This is a genomic window from Affinirhizobium helianthi (assembly GCF_042680945.1).
Lineage (GTDB): Bacteria > Pseudomonadota > Alphaproteobacteria > Rhizobiales > Rhizobiaceae > Neorhizobium > Neorhizobium helianthi.
Genome location: NZ_JBHUEQ010000021.1, coordinates 1 through 17,898 on the forward strand (window position 1 = coordinate 1; position 17,898 = coordinate 17,898).

General features: G+C 58.8%; 16 protein-coding genes. 8 read left to right on the plus strand and 8 right to left on the minus strand.

What is annotated here, in order from left to right; translation table 11 throughout:
* Positions 1-89: 89 nt before the first annotated feature.
* The gene (locus tag ACFSE1_RS11315) at positions 90-428 is read right to left on the minus strand and encodes a hypothetical protein (protein ID WP_377400933.1); all 339 of its coding nucleotides are present in this window, start codon (positions 426-428) and stop codon (positions 90-92) included.
* A 338-nt stretch (positions 429-766) separates the two neighbouring features.
* Between ACFSE1_RS11315 and ACFSE1_RS11320 the strand changes: the two genes are divergently transcribed.
* The gene (locus tag ACFSE1_RS11320) at positions 767-4,372 is read left to right on the plus strand and encodes a response regulator (RefSeq protein WP_377400936.1); all 3,606 of its coding nucleotides are present in this window, start codon (positions 767-769) and stop codon (positions 4,370-4,372) included.
* Positions 4,373-4,391: 19 nt separating this feature from the next.
* Here ACFSE1_RS11320 and mnmC2 read toward each other — a convergent pair whose 3' ends face one another.
* Positions 4,392-5,105, minus strand: coding sequence for a tRNA (5-methylaminomethyl-2-thiouridine)(34)-methyltransferase MnmC2 (gene mnmC2, locus ACFSE1_RS11325; RefSeq protein ID WP_377400939.1), 714 nt, complete (start codon positions 5,103-5,105; stop codon positions 4,392-4,394).
* Here mnmC2 and ACFSE1_RS11330 point away from each other — a divergent pair.
* The 6 genes from ACFSE1_RS11330 to uraH all read left to right on the plus strand — a co-directional run bounded on the left by ACFSE1_RS11330 (position 5,104) and on the right by uraH (position 9,590).
* A complete protein-coding gene (locus tag ACFSE1_RS11330; RefSeq protein WP_377400942.1) occupies positions 5,104-6,306 on the plus strand; it encodes an NAD(P)/FAD-dependent oxidoreductase in 1,203 nt (400 codons plus the stop codon). The genes mnmC2 and ACFSE1_RS11330 overlap by 2 nt on opposite strands.
* A gap of 84 nt (positions 6,307-6,390) precedes the next feature.
* Complete coding sequence (locus tag ACFSE1_RS11335; RefSeq protein WP_377400945.1) at positions 6,391-7,098, plus strand: DUF1045 domain-containing protein; 708 nt, start codon at positions 6,391-6,393, stop codon at positions 7,096-7,098.
* 98 nt (positions 7,099-7,196) lie between these two features.
* Complete coding sequence (puuE, locus tag ACFSE1_RS11340) at positions 7,197-8,120, plus strand: allantoinase PuuE (RefSeq protein WP_377400948.1); 924 nt, start codon at positions 7,197-7,199, stop codon at positions 8,118-8,120.
* Complete coding sequence (gene uraD / locus ACFSE1_RS11345) at positions 8,120-8,620, plus strand: 2-oxo-4-hydroxy-4-carboxy-5-ureidoimidazoline decarboxylase (protein ID WP_377401113.1); 501 nt, start codon at positions 8,120-8,122, stop codon at positions 8,618-8,620. The genes puuE and uraD overlap by 1 nt, the downstream gene beginning before the upstream one ends.
* 116 nt (positions 8,621-8,736) lie before the next feature.
* Entirely contained in the window at positions 8,737-9,237 is a 501-nt protein-coding gene (locus ACFSE1_RS11350) for an ureidoglycolate lyase (RefSeq protein ID WP_377400951.1), read from the plus strand.
* Complete coding sequence (gene uraH / locus ACFSE1_RS11355) at positions 9,234-9,590, plus strand: hydroxyisourate hydrolase (protein WP_377400954.1); 357 nt, start codon at positions 9,234-9,236, stop codon at positions 9,588-9,590. The genes ACFSE1_RS11350 and uraH overlap by 4 nt, the downstream gene beginning before the upstream one ends.
* A gap of 26 nt (positions 9,591-9,616) precedes the next feature.
* Here the strand turns inward: uraH and ACFSE1_RS11360 are convergent, their stop codons facing one another.
* The 4 genes from ACFSE1_RS11360 to ACFSE1_RS11375 form a co-directional block, all read right to left on the minus strand.
* The gene (locus ACFSE1_RS11360; protein WP_377400957.1) at positions 9,617-10,762 is read right to left on the minus strand and encodes an alpha-hydroxy acid oxidase; all 1,146 of its coding nucleotides are present in this window, start codon (positions 10,760-10,762) and stop codon (positions 9,617-9,619) included.
* A gap of 88 nt (positions 10,763-10,850) precedes the next feature.
* Entirely contained in the window at positions 10,851-12,158 is a 1,308-nt protein-coding gene (gene guaD, locus ACFSE1_RS11365) for a guanine deaminase (RefSeq protein ID WP_377400960.1), read from the minus strand.
* A complete protein-coding gene (gene puuD / locus ACFSE1_RS11370; protein WP_377400963.1) occupies positions 12,159-13,406 on the minus strand; it encodes a urate hydroxylase PuuD in 1,248 nt (415 codons plus the stop codon).
* Between the two features lie 110 nt (positions 13,407-13,516).
* On the minus strand, positions 13,517-14,422 hold the full coding sequence (locus ACFSE1_RS11375; protein ID WP_377400966.1) for a LysR substrate-binding domain-containing protein: 906 nt from the start codon (positions 14,420-14,422) through the stop codon (positions 13,517-13,519).
* An 88-nt stretch (positions 14,423-14,510) separates the two neighbouring features.
* Between ACFSE1_RS11375 and ACFSE1_RS11380 the strand changes: the two genes are divergently transcribed.
* Positions 14,511-14,768: a hypothetical protein gene (locus ACFSE1_RS11380; protein ID WP_377400969.1), complete on the plus strand. Its 258-nt coding sequence runs from the start codon at positions 14,511-14,513 to the stop codon at positions 14,766-14,768.
* On the opposite strand, the gene xdhC is transcribed toward ACFSE1_RS11380, so the two are convergent.
* Together xdhC and xdhB are read right to left on the minus strand one after the other, a co-directional pair.
* Complete coding sequence (gene xdhC, locus ACFSE1_RS11385; RefSeq protein ID WP_377400972.1) at positions 14,752-15,558, minus strand: xanthine dehydrogenase accessory protein XdhC; 807 nt, start codon at positions 15,556-15,558, stop codon at positions 14,752-14,754. The genes ACFSE1_RS11380 and xdhC overlap by 17 nt on opposite strands.
* A gap of 1 nt (position 15,559) precedes the next feature.
* Positions 15,560-17,896, minus strand: coding sequence for a xanthine dehydrogenase molybdopterin binding subunit (gene xdhB, locus ACFSE1_RS11390; RefSeq protein ID WP_377400974.1), 2,337 nt, complete (start codon positions 17,894-17,896; stop codon positions 15,560-15,562).
* Between the last annotated feature and the right edge of the window lie 2 nt (positions 17,897-17,898).

The following is a 17,898-nucleotide window of genomic DNA, read 5'->3' on the forward strand; positions in this document are numbered from 1 at the left end:
GCAAAACCGCTTCTAGCGGTTCAAGCGCAGCGTTTCAAACCTCCACCTCTGGTGGAGGTTATGACTTTTCAGGTTAGGCTGCTGGCCGATCAGTCGGCGCAGACGCGGACGCGATAGGCATCGCCCCAATCGTTTTCGCGCCATTCAAAGTGGCAGCGAGCCGGAGGCGGCGCACGGTAATAGCTGCGCTCGTAATAGATGCGGCGCGGTGGAGGCGGCGGTGGCGGATCGATGTAGACCGGTCCTTCATAAACCGGGCCACGCGGCAGGGAGGCGATGGCGCCACCGATCAGCCCGCCGACAAGCCCGCCGGCCAGTCCAGCGGCAAAATCATCGCGCGCCTCTGCTGCGGGTGCAGTGGCAACCAGTGCGCTTGTCAGCGAAACCGCAACAAGACCCGCAGTGATGGTTTTCCTCAGTACGGTCATAGCTCTATTCCTTTCACCCAGGAGGGCACGACAAGGATCTTCTTCCTCAATGAGGGCAGATTAATGGAAGAAACCTGAGCGGAGTCTGAACGGATGTTCAGCCCGACAAAGCCTCCGGTTGCCCGATTATCATTTTTTGGGTTCGAAGAGTAGAAGTGGGGCCGCTTCAAGTTAAAATAACGGCAATAATATGAATGACAGAATCATGTGTGGTGACATTCGCTTCAGGATGCTTTTCCTTGGGCCAATGGTTCATGACTTGATTCGATATAACCTTATTTAAGAAAATTGAGCTATGTCTCATTGAGCAAAGATGCGCGGGCGGAGCAATTGCAGGAATGGATTTGACGAGCGACGGCGCACTTCTGCAACGAGCCTGCCAGCGCATAGGTGATCTTGCCGTTCCTGCCTGCATCAAGGATGGTGGCCTGCGTTATGTGGTCGTCAACGCTGCCTATGCCCGGCTGCATGGCCTGGAGGCAGAACGGTTTCCCGGCAAGCGTGCCGATGAAATCGACGGCCTTCGCGAGCATGATCTCTTCAGGGACAAGCAGAACCGCGCGCTCGTTTTCGGCACGGATGAAAGCGTTGAGTTGCGTGACGAACGGGGGCGGCTGCTTCATGATATCCGCATCGAACGCTTTATCTCGCAGGATGACGATCCCTACCTGTTCGTACTGTTCGAACCCCACGCAATCGATATGGAGGCCCAGGCAAGGGCAGAGTTCGATTTCAGAAGCTTCGGCCCTGTCCTCGATCTTCTCGACACCGGTATCGGCATCTTCGACGCGAATGATCGGCTCATTCATTATAATGATCGGCTGACTGCGCATTACGCCGCCTTCGGTGCAACCCTCTATCCCGGCAAGGCGCTGTCAGACCTCGTGAAACAGGCTTATGGCAATGCGCCCGCCGACATGGCCAGCACGGCACCGCCCGATGGGGTCTGGGTGGATGCGGCAGAAGAGAGGATGAAGATTTTCCAGCAGCCCATCTGGCATGCGGTCGAGCCCATGCCGGACGGTCGCTGGGTGCGCAGCGTCAACAAAAGGCTGGATAACGGCTGGCTGATGATGTTGCGCCAGGACGTGACCAACGAAAAAATTCAGGAAATGCGCATTGGCAAGGAAGTTGAGGAGGCGCAGATCTTTCGCGCCGCCTTTGAAGAGCTTCCGGTCGCGGTTTTCCTGCGCGACAACCAGCTTCGCCTGACCTATGCGAATGCGGCCTATGGTGCCATGCATTCAAAGCCGCGCGAAGAGTATCTGGGGCTGACTGCGGCGGACATGTTCCCCGAGCATGGTGAATGTTATTCCGCGCAAAGCCAGCAGCTTATTGAGCATGGCGGCTATATCGAGGCGGAGGACGACGTCCTGATGCCGGATGGCAGCAGGATGTCTGCCATCGTGCGTATCCGGCGCATTTCCTCGCCGGCAGGGGAGCGTTATCTCGTCGGCTCCATCACCGATGTCTCGCTGGTGCGTGCTGCACAGCGCGAGGCGGAACGGCTGCATGAAGAATTGAAGGCCATTCTTCAGGCTCTTCCGGTGGGCGTCGCCATTATGGATCGCGACCTTCGCCTGGAATACGTCAACTGGACGCTCAACGAGTTCTGGCGTGCCGAAGGTGAGGAACACCGTGACTGGACGGGTGAGCTTTATGAGGATTTCCTGCGTTTCAATCTCGGCCGCGGGGTCTATGGCGATACCAGTTTCGATGAGTTGCTGAAGCAGCGGCTGGAGCTGTTGCTTCAGCCTGGCGAAATTCCGCATTTCGAGCTGGCTAACCTTGCCGGGCGGCGCATTCTTGTCGATCGGTCGCATGTCGGCAATGGCAAGATCCTTTTCACCTGTGTCGATATTACGGGTATCCGCAAGCGCGAACAGGAAGTGCAGGAGGCCCGCGCGGCACTCGATCGTCACGCCGCCCTCATGCAGACGGCCACCAGCGCCATGTCGCAGGGATTGATGATCATGCAGGGCGAGGAAATCGCCTTCTGCAATGATGCTGTGGCAGACCTTCTGGAACTGCCGGCGGACATTTTGCAAAACGGCCAGCCATGGCGTGCGGTGCTCGATGCGCTCGCGAACCGTGGAGACATTCGCAACCCGGAGAAAGTCCTGGCGGAAGGTGAGGCCTGGCGCGTCAGTGACACGCAGGAACCGGCTCGTTTCATGGCATATGTGGGCGGGGCGCGCTTTGTCGATGTCGAGGTGAAGAAGAGCGGTGACGAACAGTTTCTGGCCGTTTTCACCGATGTGACCGATGCGCGCCAGCGTGAGCTTGAACTGCAGCGCCTGTTGGAGCGCGCGAAGGCTGCCGACAAGGCAAAATCGGAATTTCTGGCCAATATGAGCCATGAAATCCGCACTCCCATGAACGGCGTTCTGGGCATGGCGGAGCTTCTGTCGAAATCCAGTCTCGATACCAAGCAAAAGACCTTTACGGAGATCATCGTCAAATCCGGCAAGGCGCTGATGACGATCATCAACGATATTCTGGATTTCTCGAAGATCGATGCGGGGCAGATGACGCTTCGCAAGGTCGCCTTTGATCCGGGCGATGCCATCGAAGATGTCGCCACGCTGCTGTCGTCCTCTGCGGCAGAGAAGGACATCGAACTGATCGTGCGCGTGGCTGGCCCCAGCCCGCGTGTGGTTGGCGATGCGGGCCGTTTCCGTCAGATCGTCACCAATCTGCTTGGCAATTCGATCAAGTTCACCGAGACAGGCCATATCCTGATCGAGCTGAGTGTGCAGGAGAAGCCGGAGGGCAAGGCGGAAGTCACTCTGCGCGTCACGGATACCGGGATTGGCATTCCCGCCGATCAGTTGGAGCGGATTTTCGACAAGTTCTCGCAGGTGGATGGATCATCCACCCGTCGCCATGAAGGAACGGGGCTTGGGCTGGCGATTACCGCGGGCCTGGTCGAGATTTTCGGCGGCACAATCGATGTGTCCAGCCAGTCCGGCAAGGGATCGGTTTTCACAGTGGTTCTCCCCTTCGAGAAGGTGTCGGATCAGCAGATCTCGGTGTCCGCGCCCTCAAGCCTGCGCAATGCCAAGGTGCTGGTTATCGACGACAATTACGTCAACCGGGAGATTCTCTCGGAGCAGTTGTTTCTCTGGGGTTTTGATGGCGTTGCCGCCAAGGATGGCCCGGAAGGACTGGCTGTTTTGCGCGCGGCGGCGCAACTGGGTGTCAAAGTCGATGCCGTCATTCTCGATTACCAGATGCCGCAGATGAACGGTCATGCGGTCGCGACAGCCATTCGCAACGATCCGCAGCTGCGCGATGTGCCAATCATCTTCCTCACATCCATGGATACGACCAGCGGTGAGGGTGCCGCCGAGCATCTGGATATTCAGGCGCATCTGATGAAGCCGGTACGCGGCCAATTGCTGCGGAAAGCTTTGGTGGAGGTCATCCGCAATGCGCGCCGTGAGCAGCGCGGACTGGAGGAGATGCCTGTAGCGCCGAGAGCGCCGATCTCCCGACCGGCGAAAACTGTTCATGCTGTGCCGGAGGCAGAGCAACCGCCGTCCGCTCTCGATATTCTCGTCGCCGAGGATAATGAGGTGAACCAGATCGTGTTTACCCAGATCCTGCAATCGCTCGATGTGAGCTTCCGCATCGTCGAAAACGGTGCCGCAGCGGTCGCAGCCTGGCAGCAGCAGCAACCCCGCCTCATCCTCATGGATGTATCCATGCCAGTGATGAACGGGCACAAGGCGACCCGGCGCATTCGCGAACTGGAGCGCAGCTTCGGCGGCCATGTGCCGATTGTCGGCGTTACGGCTCATGCGCTGGAAAGCGATCGCGACCTGTGCTTCGCGGCGGGCATGGATGATTATCTGTCCAAGCCGATAAGCCCGGAGCTTCTTGCTGGCAAAATCCGCGAATGGCTGCCTTTGCGTCGGTCTTCCGGCCAATCCCTGTTGTGAGGGGCGCGCGGTTTCGCGATCAGGTTTCCCTGGTGCCGCACAGCATTTCGCGTTTGCCGGCAAACCCCGGACGTCGCTCCACGGCAAAGCCTGCCGCCTGGAGGTTTCGCCGGACGAAGCCCGCCGCGGCATAGGTGGCGAAGCTGCCGTGACGCTTTGTCCTGTCATGGACCGCCTGCATCAGCTCCAGTGACCACATGTCCGGATTGCGCGACGGAGCAAAGCCATCCAGGAACCAGGCGTCGAAAGGCTCCGTGATCCGGGGGACCGTTTCCTCTGCCTTGCCGCAGTGAACAGTCAGGACAACCCGTTGCGTGAGGTTCACCGTCACAGTGCCGCTACGCTCCACAGGCCATTGCTCCACAAGTGCTTTTCGCTCGCGGTCGATCTGCGGCCAATGGGAAAGGGCGCGGTCGATCTCTTCCGCTGTCATCGGGTAAAGTTCGAAGGAGGCGAAGTGTAGCGCGGCGTCTTCCGGAGCCGTCTGTTCGAACTGCCGCCAGGTTTCGCAGAAGTTCAGACCCGTGCCAAAGCCCAGTTCGCCAATGCGGAACGCGCCGGCACGCTGCCAGCGCTCAGGCAGGCCGTTGCCGTTAAGGAACACGTGGCCGCATTCCAGCCGCCCGTCGGTCTGACAATAAAAGTGGTCGCCAAACTGGCTGGAATAGGGCATATCGCCCTCGCGCCATTCCAGGGCGTTGGCTTCACTCTGTGTCTTCTCGGTGTCCGTCATGGCTCATCCTTTTTCGGAACATGCGGATAATGCCCCGGCAGGGTCCGGTCAATCCGCGTCTCATCGGCAAAGCGTCGATCTTCTGGTGATCGGGGCCGGGGTCATGGGCCTGTGGGCTGCACTGAAGGCAGGGCGGCTTGGGCTCAGTACCCTCATCGTGGACCGGGCAAGGCCCGGCTCCGGTGCAAGCGGCGGCCTGCTCGGTGCGTTGATGCCCCATATTCCCGACCGCTGGAATGCCAAGAAACAGTTTCAATTCTATGCGCTGTGCGATCTGGAACTGGAGGTTTCGCGGCTGGAGGCGGAAACGGGCTTGAGTTGCGGCTATGCCCGCTGCGGGCGTCTGATCCCCCTTCCGAAGCCACACCTGCGCCCGATTGCCGAACGTAACGGCGAGGATGCAGCACTTCGCTGGGTGTCTGAGACAAGGCGCTTCGACTGGACGGTGCTGGACGGTACGCCGGATGAGCGATGGCTTGCGGCAGAACCTTCGGCCTTCGGTGTGGTATACGACCAGCTGGCCGGGCGCGTTTCACCCCGTCACCTGATCGCGGCACTGGTTGCCGCCTGCGATGCCCTGGCCTGCGTTCAGCGTGTGGATGGTGCCGAAGTTGCAAGCCTGATGGCGGATCATGTTCGCCTTGCCGATGGAACAGACATTGCATTCGGTCACTGCATCATGGCTTCGGGTACCGGTTCGTTTCCATTGCTGGAACAGCTGGGGCCCTCTTTGCCGCGCCGGTTGGGCCGTGCGGTGAAAGGGCAGGCGGCGCTTCTGCGCGCCGGGATCGAGACGACCAATCCGGTCCTGTTTCTCAATGGCATCTACGTTGTGCCGCACGAAGAGGGCTTGGTGGCGGTGGGCAGTACGAGCGAAGAAGAGTTCGAACAGCCATTCGAGACGGACGCTCTGCTGGATAAGGTTATTGAGAAGGCGAGGGAACTCAGCCCCATGCTTCGCACGGCTCCCGTGGTGGAGCGATGGGCTGGCCTGCGACCCAAGGCGGTTGATCGCGATCCGATGATCGGGCCGCACCCGGAGGCTCCGCGTGTGCTTGCTCTCACCGGCGGCTTCAAGGTCTCCTTCGGTCTGGCGCACAGGCTGGCGGATGCGGTGCTTGCACCGTTCAGCGGTGCAGTCATAGACACACCCGATAATTACTGGCTGGAAAGTCATCTTAAGGTTGCAGAATCCGGCTGATGACTACGTTGCCGCGTCGTCAAGCTGTCATAGGAATCGCGTAAATCGCTTGCTCCGAGGGGACGGGACCTCTGGAGGTTACGCATGCGCTACGCCATCAATTTCACGCCTTCTGCTGCGGATCCATTGACGATCGCCGCCTCTCAATGGCTTGGACGCAACGCCTTTTCCGGTGAAGCGATGGAACTCCCCTTCATCCGCGATCTCGGTCTTCACGAAATTGCGTTCAACACCGCCGTTCCAAGGCGTTACGGATTTCACGGCACGTTGAAGCCGCCGTTCCGTCTCGTCGAAGGTGTCTCGGAGGCAATGCTTCTTCGGCAGATGATGCATTTCACGGGGCAGTATCAGCCGATCGCCTTGCCGCCGCTGGAAGTGGTGCGTCTGGGCAATCGGTTTGCGCTGGCGCCTGCCGTGCCCTGCGCCGAGCTGAACCATCTTGCTGCGGCGGTTGTCATGCATTTTGACAGTTTTCGCGCGCCCATGTCTGAAGCGGAGCTGGAGCGGGTGGATACCGAACGGCTTTCGGCCGCGCAGTTTGCCAATCTGCATCGGTTCGGCCACCCGCATGTGATGGATGAGTTTCGCTTTCACATGACGTTGACGGGGCCGGTGGGGGCTGCCGAAATGCCGCGTTTCGAAGCGGTTCTCAAGCGCTATTTCGAACCCATTCTCCAGCGGCGCCAGCAGCTTGCCAATCTGGCCCTCTTCATCGAGCAGGAGCCTGGCGCGCCCTTCCTGGTGCATTCCCTGCATCCGCTGGGCAGCGTTTCGGCCCGTCGCATTGCGTGACGGGCGAAACGAAAAATGCATTGTGTAATGCATTAGAAACACTCGACATTTAGCGTCTGAATGCTACCGTCAGATCACAATTTCAGAGGTGATTTTCGATGGTTGCAGACGCCTATCCCCGCAATTTTGTCGGTTATGGCCGCACGATCCCGGATCCGAAATGGCCGGGTGGAGCGCGTATCGCGGTGCAGTTTGTCATCAACTATGAGGAAGGCGGCGAGAGCTGCATTCTCGATGGCGATCCCGCGTCGGAGAACCTGCTTTCGGAGATTGTCGGTGCGGCGGCCTGGCCGGGCCAGCGCAATCTGAACATGGAAAGCATTTATGAATACGGCTCCCGTGCCGGGTTCTGGCGGCTTCACCGGCTGTTTACGGAACTCGACGTGCCTTGCACCGTCTATGGCGTCACGCTTGCCATGATGCGCAACCCGGATGCGGTTGCCGCCATGAATGAGGCGGGCTGGGAAATTGCCAGCCACGGCTATCGCTGGCACGAATACAAGGATTATCCGGAGGAGCTGGAGCGCCAGCATATTCTGGATGCCGTGCGGCTGCATACGGAAGTGGCCGGTGAGCGCCCCTATGGAATGTATCAGGGCAAACCTTCGATCAACACACTGCGGCTGGTGCAGGAGGAAGGTGGCTTCCTCTATTCCTCCGACAGTTATGCCGATGATCTGCCCTATTGGGTCAAGGGCGTGGATGGAAAGCCCTTCCTCATCATTCCCTACACGCTTGAAGCCAATGACATGCGATTTGCGACACCTCAGGGTTTCAATACGGGCGACCAGTTCTATACTTACCTCAAGGACACGTTCGATACGCTCTATCGCGAAGGCAAGGAGGGCGCGCCGAAGATGATGTCTGTCGGCCTGCATTGCCGCCTTGTCGGACGGCCGGGCCGTATCGCCGCGCTCAGGCGCTTCATGGAATATGTGCTCGAGCACAAGAAGGTTTGGATACCCCGACGGATCGAGATTGCCCGCCACTGGCACGAGCACCACAAGCCGGAAACGATTTGATCATGACAAGACAGGAATTCATCGACCGCTTTGGCGGCGTTTTCGAGCACTCGCCCTTTATCGCAGAGCGTGCCTATGACGACGATCTCGTGCGGGGTGAAAAGCTCAATGTGCAGCGGGTGCATGCCGCGCTCGTTGCGGTGTTTCGCGTGGCGAGCGAGGAAGAGCGGCTGCGTGTACTGCGGGCGCATCCCGATCTTGCCGGTAAACTGGCCATTGCCGGAGAATTGACGGAAGACAGCCGCAAGGAACAGGCAGGCGCTGGGCTGGATCGTCTGAGCCCGGAAGAGCATGCACGGTTCACCGAGTTGAACGATGCCTATACCCGCAAATTCGGCTTTCCCTTCATCATCGCCGTCAAGGGGCTGAACAGGCACGATATTCTGGCGGCATTCGAGAAGCGTGTGAACAACAGCCGCGAGGAGGAGTTCGCGACGGCCTGCGGGCAGGTGGAGCGGATCGCGCTTCTGCGTCTGGAAAGCATGCTGCCCTCGGCATGAGGAAGACGTGCCTGCCGCGCCAGATCCGCAATAGGTGACGCCCTTTTCTCGACGATGCGGCCCTCGCTGCTTTGTGCGCTTTAAACCCCGTCCATGCTCAAGGTGAATGACCCGAAATGCTGAAGACATTACCTGTTCGTCCGTTGACGCAAGCCGCTTTCAAGCCCTTCGGCCAGGTTATAGAAGCCGACGCGTCGCGCATGAAGCTCATCAATGGCGGCAATACGGAGCGCTTCCATGCTCTGGCCGAGGCGGAGGTCGTGGGGGATGGTGCGCGGGTCATCCTCAATATCTTCCGCGGCCAGCCGCGGCCATTTCCTTACGACGTCGCGATGATGGAGCGCCATCCCCTTTGCAGCCAAAGCTTTTCACCGTTAAGCGGTCGTCCCTATCTCGTCGTTGTCTCCGAGGATGAAGATGGAAAGCCGGGGGAGCCGCAGGTGTTTCTGGCGCGCGCCGATCAGGGCGTAAACTATCGCCGCAATGTCTGGCATCATCCGCTGATGACGATTGGCGAGCCGAGCGATTTTCTGGTTGTGGACCGGGATGGGCCGGGCAACAATCTGGAAGAATTCTTCTTTTCGCAACCCTATAGCATCAGTGAGCCTAGCCTATGACCGGATTGACAACCCATGTTCTCGATACTGCCCTCGGGAAACCCGCCGAAGGTCTGGTGATCGATCTCTACCGGCTGGACGGGGAGGCGCGTTCGCATCTGAAAAGCGTGAGCACCAATGCGGATGGCCGCGTGGATGGCGGGCCGATGCTGATTGGCGAGAGTTTTCGCAAAGGGACCTATGAACTCGTCTTCCATGCCGGGGACTATCTCCGCCGCAGCGGTGCCCCATTGGCGGAACCGGCCTTTCTCGATGTCATTCCCATTCGGTTCGGCATTGCCGATGAGAGCGGCCATTACCATGTTCCGCTTCTGATTTCGCCTTACGGCTACTCCACCTATCGGGGGAGTTGAGGCGCTTTTAGCGCCTCAAGGCTTTCTCAATAAGGGCAGTGGGCGATAATGCTGCGATCCACTGTCGTGATATCTCGCTTGCCGCATAGCGCCATGGTCACATCCATCTCCTTGCGGATGATGTTGAGAGCCAGTTCAACCCCTTCCTTGCCCATGGCACCCAGGCCGTACAGGAAAGGCCGGCCGATATAGGTGCCTTTCGCGCCAAGGGCGACGGCCTTCAGCACATCCTGGCCTGAGCGAATGCCACTATCGAGATGCACCTCGATCCGGTCGCCGACAGCCTCGACGATTTTCGGTAGCATGCTGATCGAGGAGGGCGCGCCATCCAGCTGGCGGCCGCCATGGTTGGAGACGATGATGGCGTCTGCCCCGGTATCGGCTGCGGCGCGCGCATCTTCCTCGTCCAGTATGCCCTTGATGATCAGCTTGCCGTTCCACCGCTCCTTGATCCACTCCACATCCTTCCAGGAGAGGCGGGGGTCAAACTGCTCGGCGGTCCAGGAGCTAAGCGAAGACAGATCGGATACGTTCTTGGCGTGGCCAACGATATTGCCAAAGCCGTGGCGCTTGGTGCGCGCCATGCCCAGGCACCATTGCGGCCGCGTTGCCATCTGCCAGATGTGCTTTGGCGTGAATTTTGGTGGTGCGGAAAGACCGTTGCGCAGATCCTTGTGGCGTTGACCCAGAATTTGCAGATCGGCGGTTACCACGAGGGCTGCGCAGCCCGCCCGCTTGGCGCGGTCGATGAGGTTTTCGATGAAGGCGCGATCACGCATCACGTAGAGCTGAAACCAGAAAGGCTTGGAGGTAACCGAGGCAATATCCTCGATCGAGCAGATGCTCATGGTGGAGAGCGTGAATGGAACGCCGAATTCTTCCGCCGCCTTGGCTGCCAGCATCTCACCATCGGCATGCTGCATGCCGGTGAGGCCGGTGGGCGCAAGTGCAACCGGCATGGAAACCGGCTGGCCGATCATTTCGCTTTTCAAAGAGCGATCCGTCATATCCACCAGCACGCGCTGGCGCAGCTTGATGGCGGCGAAATCGTCCTCATTGGCGCGGTAGGTGCCCTCGGTCCATGAGCCGCTATCGGCATAATCAAAGAACATTTTCGGCACGCGGCGGCGTGCCAGCGCCTTCAGGTCGGCAATCGTCAATGGGGCAGTCATGAAGCGTCTCGTCCTCCGAATAGTTGTTCAACAACTACCATAAGCGACCGCCAACGGAAGAGGAAAGTAGGATGAAATCTCCTCAACCCTAAGATTCTGGTTTCATTGCCTTACCAGCCACATAGGTCTCTATGACCGAACGGTCATCGCCCAGTGTTTGCAGCAGGAAAAGCTCCTCGGTCAGCGTGCTGACCGTTTCCATGCGAAGCCGCATTGCGGGCGTGGCGCTAGCGTTCAACACCACGAAATCCGCATCCGTGCCTTCGTCCAGCGTTCCGATCCGATCTGCCAGCGAAAGCGCTTCCGCATTGCCACGCGTCATAAGGTAGAAGCTGTCGAGCGGGTTCAGGCGCTCGCCCAGCAATTGCTGGATCTTGTAGGCCTCGTCCAGCGTCTTGAACATGGAATAGCTGGAGCCGCCGCCGATATCGGTTGCGACACCCACGCGCACCGGTTTTTCGCGCCGGGTGATGGCCTTCAGCGGGAAGAGGCCGGAGCCCAGAAACAGGTTGGATGTGGGGCAGTGGACGGCAACCGCGCCTGTTTCCGCAAGGACATCCGCCTCTCGCTCCGACAGATGGATGGCGTGGCCGAGTAGGGTCTTTTTGCCCAGAAGCCCATAGCGGGCGTAGATATCCGTATAATCCGCGGCTTCAGGGTAAAGCTCACAGGTGAAGCGGATTTCTTCGTAGTTTTCGGAAAGATGCGTCTGGATATGCAGGTCTGGAAATTCCTGCGCCAGGGCTTGCGTTGCGCTCATCTGTTCCGGTGTGGAGGTGATGGCAAAGCGCGGCGTGATGGCGACGTGGTTTCGGCCCTTGCCATGCCATTGTTCGATGACCGCGCGGGTCTCGTCATAGCCAAGCTGTGGCGTATCCAGCAGTCCCTGCGGTGCGTGGCGGTCCATCATCACCTTGCCGCCCACCATCAGCATGTTCCGCTTCATGGCCTCGCCGAAAAAGGCATCAGCGGAGGCCTTATGAACGGAGCAGTAAGCTGCAACCGTGGTCGTGCCCTGCCGCAGGAATTCATCATAGAACTGGCCTGCAATGCGCTCCGCATGGGCCGTTTCCACAAAGCGGCATTCCTCTGGGAACGTATATGTATTCAGCCATTCCAAGAGGTTGGCGGCATAGGATGCAATCACCTGCATCTGTGGGAAGTGAACATGCGTATCGATAAGGCCCGGTAGGATGAGATGCGGACGATGATCGACTTCCGCAACGCCTTCCGGTGCAGCGGCCTTTACATCGGCGTAAGAGCCAGTTTTGGCAATACGCCCATCCTTCACCAGAAGCCCGCCATCCTCTTCGTAGAGATAACTTGAGGCATCGGTCAGGCTTTCGGGCGCGCGATGGAAAGAGAGGAGGCGTCCGCGAAGAAGAAGAGAAGTCATTTATTGCATTGCTCCGACGCCATGAACGGCGCTTTCATACCAGGCCGTAAGCAGCTTACGTTCCTGCGGCGTGATCTCGGTGATATTTCCGGGCGGCATGGCATGGCTGCGCCCGGCCTGTATGTAGATCTCATGGGCATGGCGTGCAATTTCCGCATCTGTTTCGAACTTCACGCCTTTAGGCGCGAAACTTATGCCATCCCAAACCGGCTCTGCGGCATGGCACATGGAGCAGCGGCCTTGCACGATTTCCTTTGCTTGGCCGAAATGAGCATCCGCGACGAAGCGTTGTTGGGTGGGTGAAAGTGCGGAAGCAGTTTCCTTCTCGCCCGTCAGCACCTTCGGCACGGTTGATAGCCACATGATGAGAATGAAGATCAGCACCGTAACGAGCCATGTCCAGGTGGGTTTGCCTTTGCGGGCATGGGTGGTGTTGAACCAGTGACGGATGGTGACGCCCATCAGGAAGACGAGCGAGGCGATGATCCAGTTGAACTGGGTGCCGAAGGCCAGCGGATAATGGTTCGACAGCATGAAGAAGATGACGGGCAGCGTCAGGTAGTTGTTGTGCAGTGAGCGCTGCTTGGCGATGCGGCCATATTTCGGGTCCGGTGTGCGGCCTGCAATCAGATCGGCCACCACGATCTTCTGGTTTGGGATGATGATGAAGAACACGTTGGCGGACATGATGGTCGCAGTGAATGCGCCGAGATGCAGGAAGGCGGCACGACCGGTAAAAATCTGCGTGTAGCCCCACGCCATGGCAACCAGAACCACATAAAGCAGGGCCATCAGCCCCCAAGTGTTCTCACCGATCGGGGATTTGCACAGCAGGTCGTAGATGATCCAGCCGATAGAGAGTGAGGCGAGCGACAGGAGGATAGCCTGCCACGGTGCCAGCGGCAGCACGCTGTGATCGATCAGGAAAAGGTCAGCCCCGCCGTAATAGACGACGCAGAGCATCAGGAAGCCGGAAAGCCATGTCATGTAGCTTTCCCATTTGAACCAGGTCAGGTGCTCCGGCATCTGGGCCGGTGCCACCAGATATTTCTGGATATGATAGAACCCGCCGCCATGGACCTGCCATTCCTCGCCATAGGCACCGACCGGTAGATGCGGGCGCTTTACCAGCCCAAGATCCAGCGCAATGAAATAAAAGGAGGAGCCGATCCAGGCAATCGCGGTAATCACGTGCAGCCAGCGCACGGCGAAGCTCAGCCATTCCCAGGCTATGGCGTATTCATACATATGCGGAATTCCCGATTCATTCCCCGACATCACAGTTTGCGAAAATTCGCGGATGAAGGAAAGCGGAAAGGGCCGGAAGAAACGGGCTTCGCTGAACTTTCCAGTGTTTCCTAAATTATAGGCTTATCGAACTCCGGAAGCGCCTCGCGCAGAAACTCGCGAAACGCCCTGATTTTAGCCGAATTGCGCCGGGCTTCGGGATAGACCAGCCAGTAATGCGAGCCATCTTCGCAGGTGAGATCGAAAGGCTGGATCAGGCGACCGAGCGCCACATCCTCTGCATAGAATTCTGGGCGCAGAATGGCAACGCCATGGCCTGCGATGGCGGCGGCAGCTTCAATGGCCTGTGCGCCAAGCCGGTTGCGGGGCTGATCCTGAAGCGAAACATCAGGATGACCCGCAGCGTTGAACCATATCATCCACCATGGATCGCCCGCATCGATGATGCGCAGTTTCAGAAGGTCCAGCGGGGAGTGAACACCGCCAATGCTATCTGCAAGATGGGGGCTCAGCATGGGCGTGAAATGATTGCGCATGAGGAAATGAACTTTCAAACCCGGCCAATTTCCGCGACCGGAACGGATGGCAAGATCAGCTTCACTGCGGCTGAAATCGATCAGATCTTGCGAGTGTTCTAGCCGCACGGCAAGACCGGGATTTTTGACCTGAAAGCTGCCGAGATGCCGGGCCAGCCACTGGCTGGCAAAGGTGGAGCTGGAATTGATCGTCAAGGTGCCATCGGCGGTGTTGCGCATGTCAGCCACCGCTTCCCGCAGGGTCTCGAATGCTTCGGAAACCTTTGGGGCGAGCCTTGATCCCGCATCCGTCAGCGCAATCTTGCGCGGGCGGCGCAGGAAGAGTTGTTCGTCAATCGTGTCTTCCAGCAGTTTCACCTGATAGCTCACAGCCGTCTGGGTAAGGCCCAGTTCCTCGCCTGCTTTGGTGAAACTTCCATGCCTTGCTACTGCCTCGAATACACGCAGCGCATTGAGCGGGAACTGCCGGGACATCTTCATGGATCAGTTTTCTTTATGCATTCAGAGTGTAATTCGATTGGATTTTATGAGGCAGTGGTAGCACGATCATCATCAGAAACACAGATGAATGAGCCCAGAAATGTCCAGTTTCCAATTGAACTGGCGGATTAGCCTGATCCGCCTGCCGCGCCGTCTTGCGTCGATAGTCTTTAGAAACTCTCCTCCAATGAGAGCTTCTGGCATCAACCAACTTGATCCAGAAGAGCTGAGCCAACGAGAGTTGAGCGACTTAGGCCTGATCGATGGCCGTTACGATCGCGCAAAGCCGCGACAGGACACCGCTTTCGACGCCGCACGTAAAAACTTTATCAGTCGGGGCTTGTGAGAATGCTGGCACAGATGGTCAGCAGTTCTGCGGCCACCAGAGCGGCAATCACGGCAGGACGCTTGTCCCGCACCTTTGTGCCACCCACCGGCAGGATCAGCCGCTCTTCCGATACTTCGCCCGAGGTTTCCCGCGCCAGCCAGTTTTTGAAAGTCGCCCTCTTCGTTTGCGAGCCGATCATGCCGATATAGGCAAGGTCGGATCGTGCCAGGGCTTCCTTCGCGATCAGAAAATCGAGCGCGTGATCGTGGGTGAGGATGAGAACAGCGCTGGCTCTTGGCAGGTCTTTCACCAGCGCTTCGGGCATGGCGACGTGCTTTGTCTCCACGCCGTTTGGCAGACCCTCCAGCTCCTCACGCCGTGTTTCCACGACGGTGACCTGAAAGGGCAGGGGCAGAAGTGCTGCCGCCAGGGCCTTGCCCACATGGCCCGCACCGAACAGGGTGACTCTGGGAAAGGCGGCAGACTCAGCGGCAAGTCGTGACTCCAAGTCAGAGGCCACATCCGGCGTTACCTGCTGGAAGGTGAGGATTGTTCGGCCACCGCAGCACTGGCCGATTTCCGGTCCGAGAGGCACATCCATCTGCGTCTGACCGCTTCCCTTCAGCTGCGCTCGCGCATTGTCTATGGCCATGAATTCCAGCGCACCGCCGCCAATGGTGCCGAAGCATCGCGCCTCGGAAACCAGCATGAACGCGCCTTCCTCACGCGGCGTCGAGCCCTTGGTGCCGGTGACGGTGACGAGGATCGAAGCCCTATTGCCTTCAAGGAAGTTTACTAGCGATGTCATCTCACATCGCCTTCAGGCGCTCCACGGCCATCAGCACCCGTTCAGGCGTTGCGGGTGCATCAAGGCGCGGGCAGACAGTGTAATCGGCAACGGAAGCGACAGCCATGGAAAGCGCCTCGAACACAGAAATGCCCAGCATGAAGGGTGGTTCACCAACGGCCTTCGAACGACCGATGGTTGCTTCCTTGTTCTCAGACCATTCCGCCAGCTTCACATTGAAGATCTTGGGGCGGTCCGAGGCGAGCGGAATTTTATAGGTCGAGGGCGCATGGGTGCGCAGGCGGCCTTTCGCATCCCACCAGAGTTCTTCCGTGGTGAGCCAGCCCATGCCCTGCACAAAGGCCCCTTCCACCTGGCCGATATCGATGGCCGGGTTCAGCGATTTGCCGACATCGTGCAGAATATCGGTGCGATCCACCAGATATTCGCCGGTGAGGGTGTCGATCGAGACTTCAGAGCAGGCGGCTCCATAGGCGAAATAATAGAAGGGCCTGCCTTTGCCTGCGGCGCGATCCCAGTGGATCTTCGGTGTTTTATAGAAGCCGGCGGCGGAAAGCTGCACGCGGTCGTAATAGGCGGCGCGCACCAATGTCTCGAAGGGCACAATATCCTCGCCCACCCGCACGCGGTTGGGCAAGAACTCCACCTGATCCTTATCCACCTTCCATTGGCGGCAGGCGAAATCGATCAGGCGCTCCTTCAACTGTCGCGCAGCATCGAGTGCAGCCATGCCGTTGAGATCGGAACCGGAAGAGGCCGCAGTTGCAGAGGTGTTCGGCACCTTGCCCGTGGTCGTCGCGGTGATCTTCACCCGTTCGATATCCACGTTGAAGGCATCGGCCACCACCTGCGCCACCTTGGTGTAGAGGCCCTGGCCCATTTCCGTGCCACCATGGTTGAGGTGGATCGAGCCGTCCTGATAGATATGGACCAAAGCGCCAGCCTGGTTATAGGCCGTCATGGTGAAGGAGATGCCGAATTTCACCGGCGTCAGGGCAATGCCCTTGCGGATAACGGGGCTGTTTTCATTGAACTCGATAATGGCCTGACGCCGCGCGCGGTAGTCGCTGGAGGCTTCAAGCTCTTCCACCAGCTTCAGGATGATGTTGTCCTCAACCTCCTGATGATAGGGCGTCAGCGTGCGGCCTGAACCTTGTTGTCCGTAGAAATTGAGCTTGCGAACATCCAGCGGGTCCTTGCCCACCGCATAGGCGATTTCTTCGATAAATCGCTCAGCGCCGAGCATGCCCTGCGGCCCGCCAAACCCACGAAATGCGGTGTTGGAGCATGTATGTGTTTTGAGCGGCTTCGAGGTGAGGTGCACATGCGGATAGAAATAGCTGGAATCCGCATGGAAGAGGGCGCGATCCGTCACCGGGCCGGATAGATCTGCCGAGAAGCCGCAGCGTGCGGCATAGGTGGCATCCACCGCATGGATGCGGCCTTCTTCATCGAAAGCGAGGTCATAGTCGACGCGGAAATCATGCCGCTTGCCCGTCACGGCCATGTCCTCGTCCCGGTCGGGGCGGAACTTCACGGCGCGCTTCAGCTTCTTGGCGGCAATGGCAGCCAGACAGGCGAAGTGATTGCCCTGAGTTTCCTTGCCGCCGAAACCGCCGCCCATGCGCCGCGTATTGATAGTGACGGCATGGTTGGCGCAGCCCAGAACATGGGCCACCATATGCTGCACTTCGCTGGGGTGCTGGGTGGAGGACCAGACAGTGATGTCCTCATCCTCGCCGGGGATGGCAAGAGCAATCTGCCCTTCCAGATAGAAATGCTCCTGACCGCCAATATACATCCTGCCTTGCAGCCGAAGCGGGGCATTGCCGATTTCCGCCTCAGGCTCGCCGCGCTTCAACACCATCGGCTTCACAACCAATGGAGCGCCGTTTTCCAGTGCGCCATCGATATCCGTCCAGTGCGGCAGGTCGCGATAGTCGATCTTCGCCAGACGCGCCGCCCGCCGCGCCTGATCGCGCGTTTCGCCGATGACGACGAAAATCGGCTGGCCGTGGAACTCGACCTTGTCGGTTGCCAGTAGCGGCTCGTCATGCTGGCCGGTGGAGCCAACATCGTTGAAGCCTGGAATGTCCTCAGCCGTGATGACATCCACCACGCCCGGTGCCGCTTTCACTGCACTCAGATCGATCGAGAGAATATCCGCATGGGCGCGGTCTGCCATGCCAAGCGCTGCGTGCAGTGTGCCCGCAGGTTCCGGCATGTCATCGATATATTCTGCCGTGCCGGTAACATGCTTGTGGGCGGAGTCATGCCGCAGCGAGACATGCATGGGGCCGTTGATCTTGTCCTTGGCTTCGAAGGTGGTGGTGTCCATGG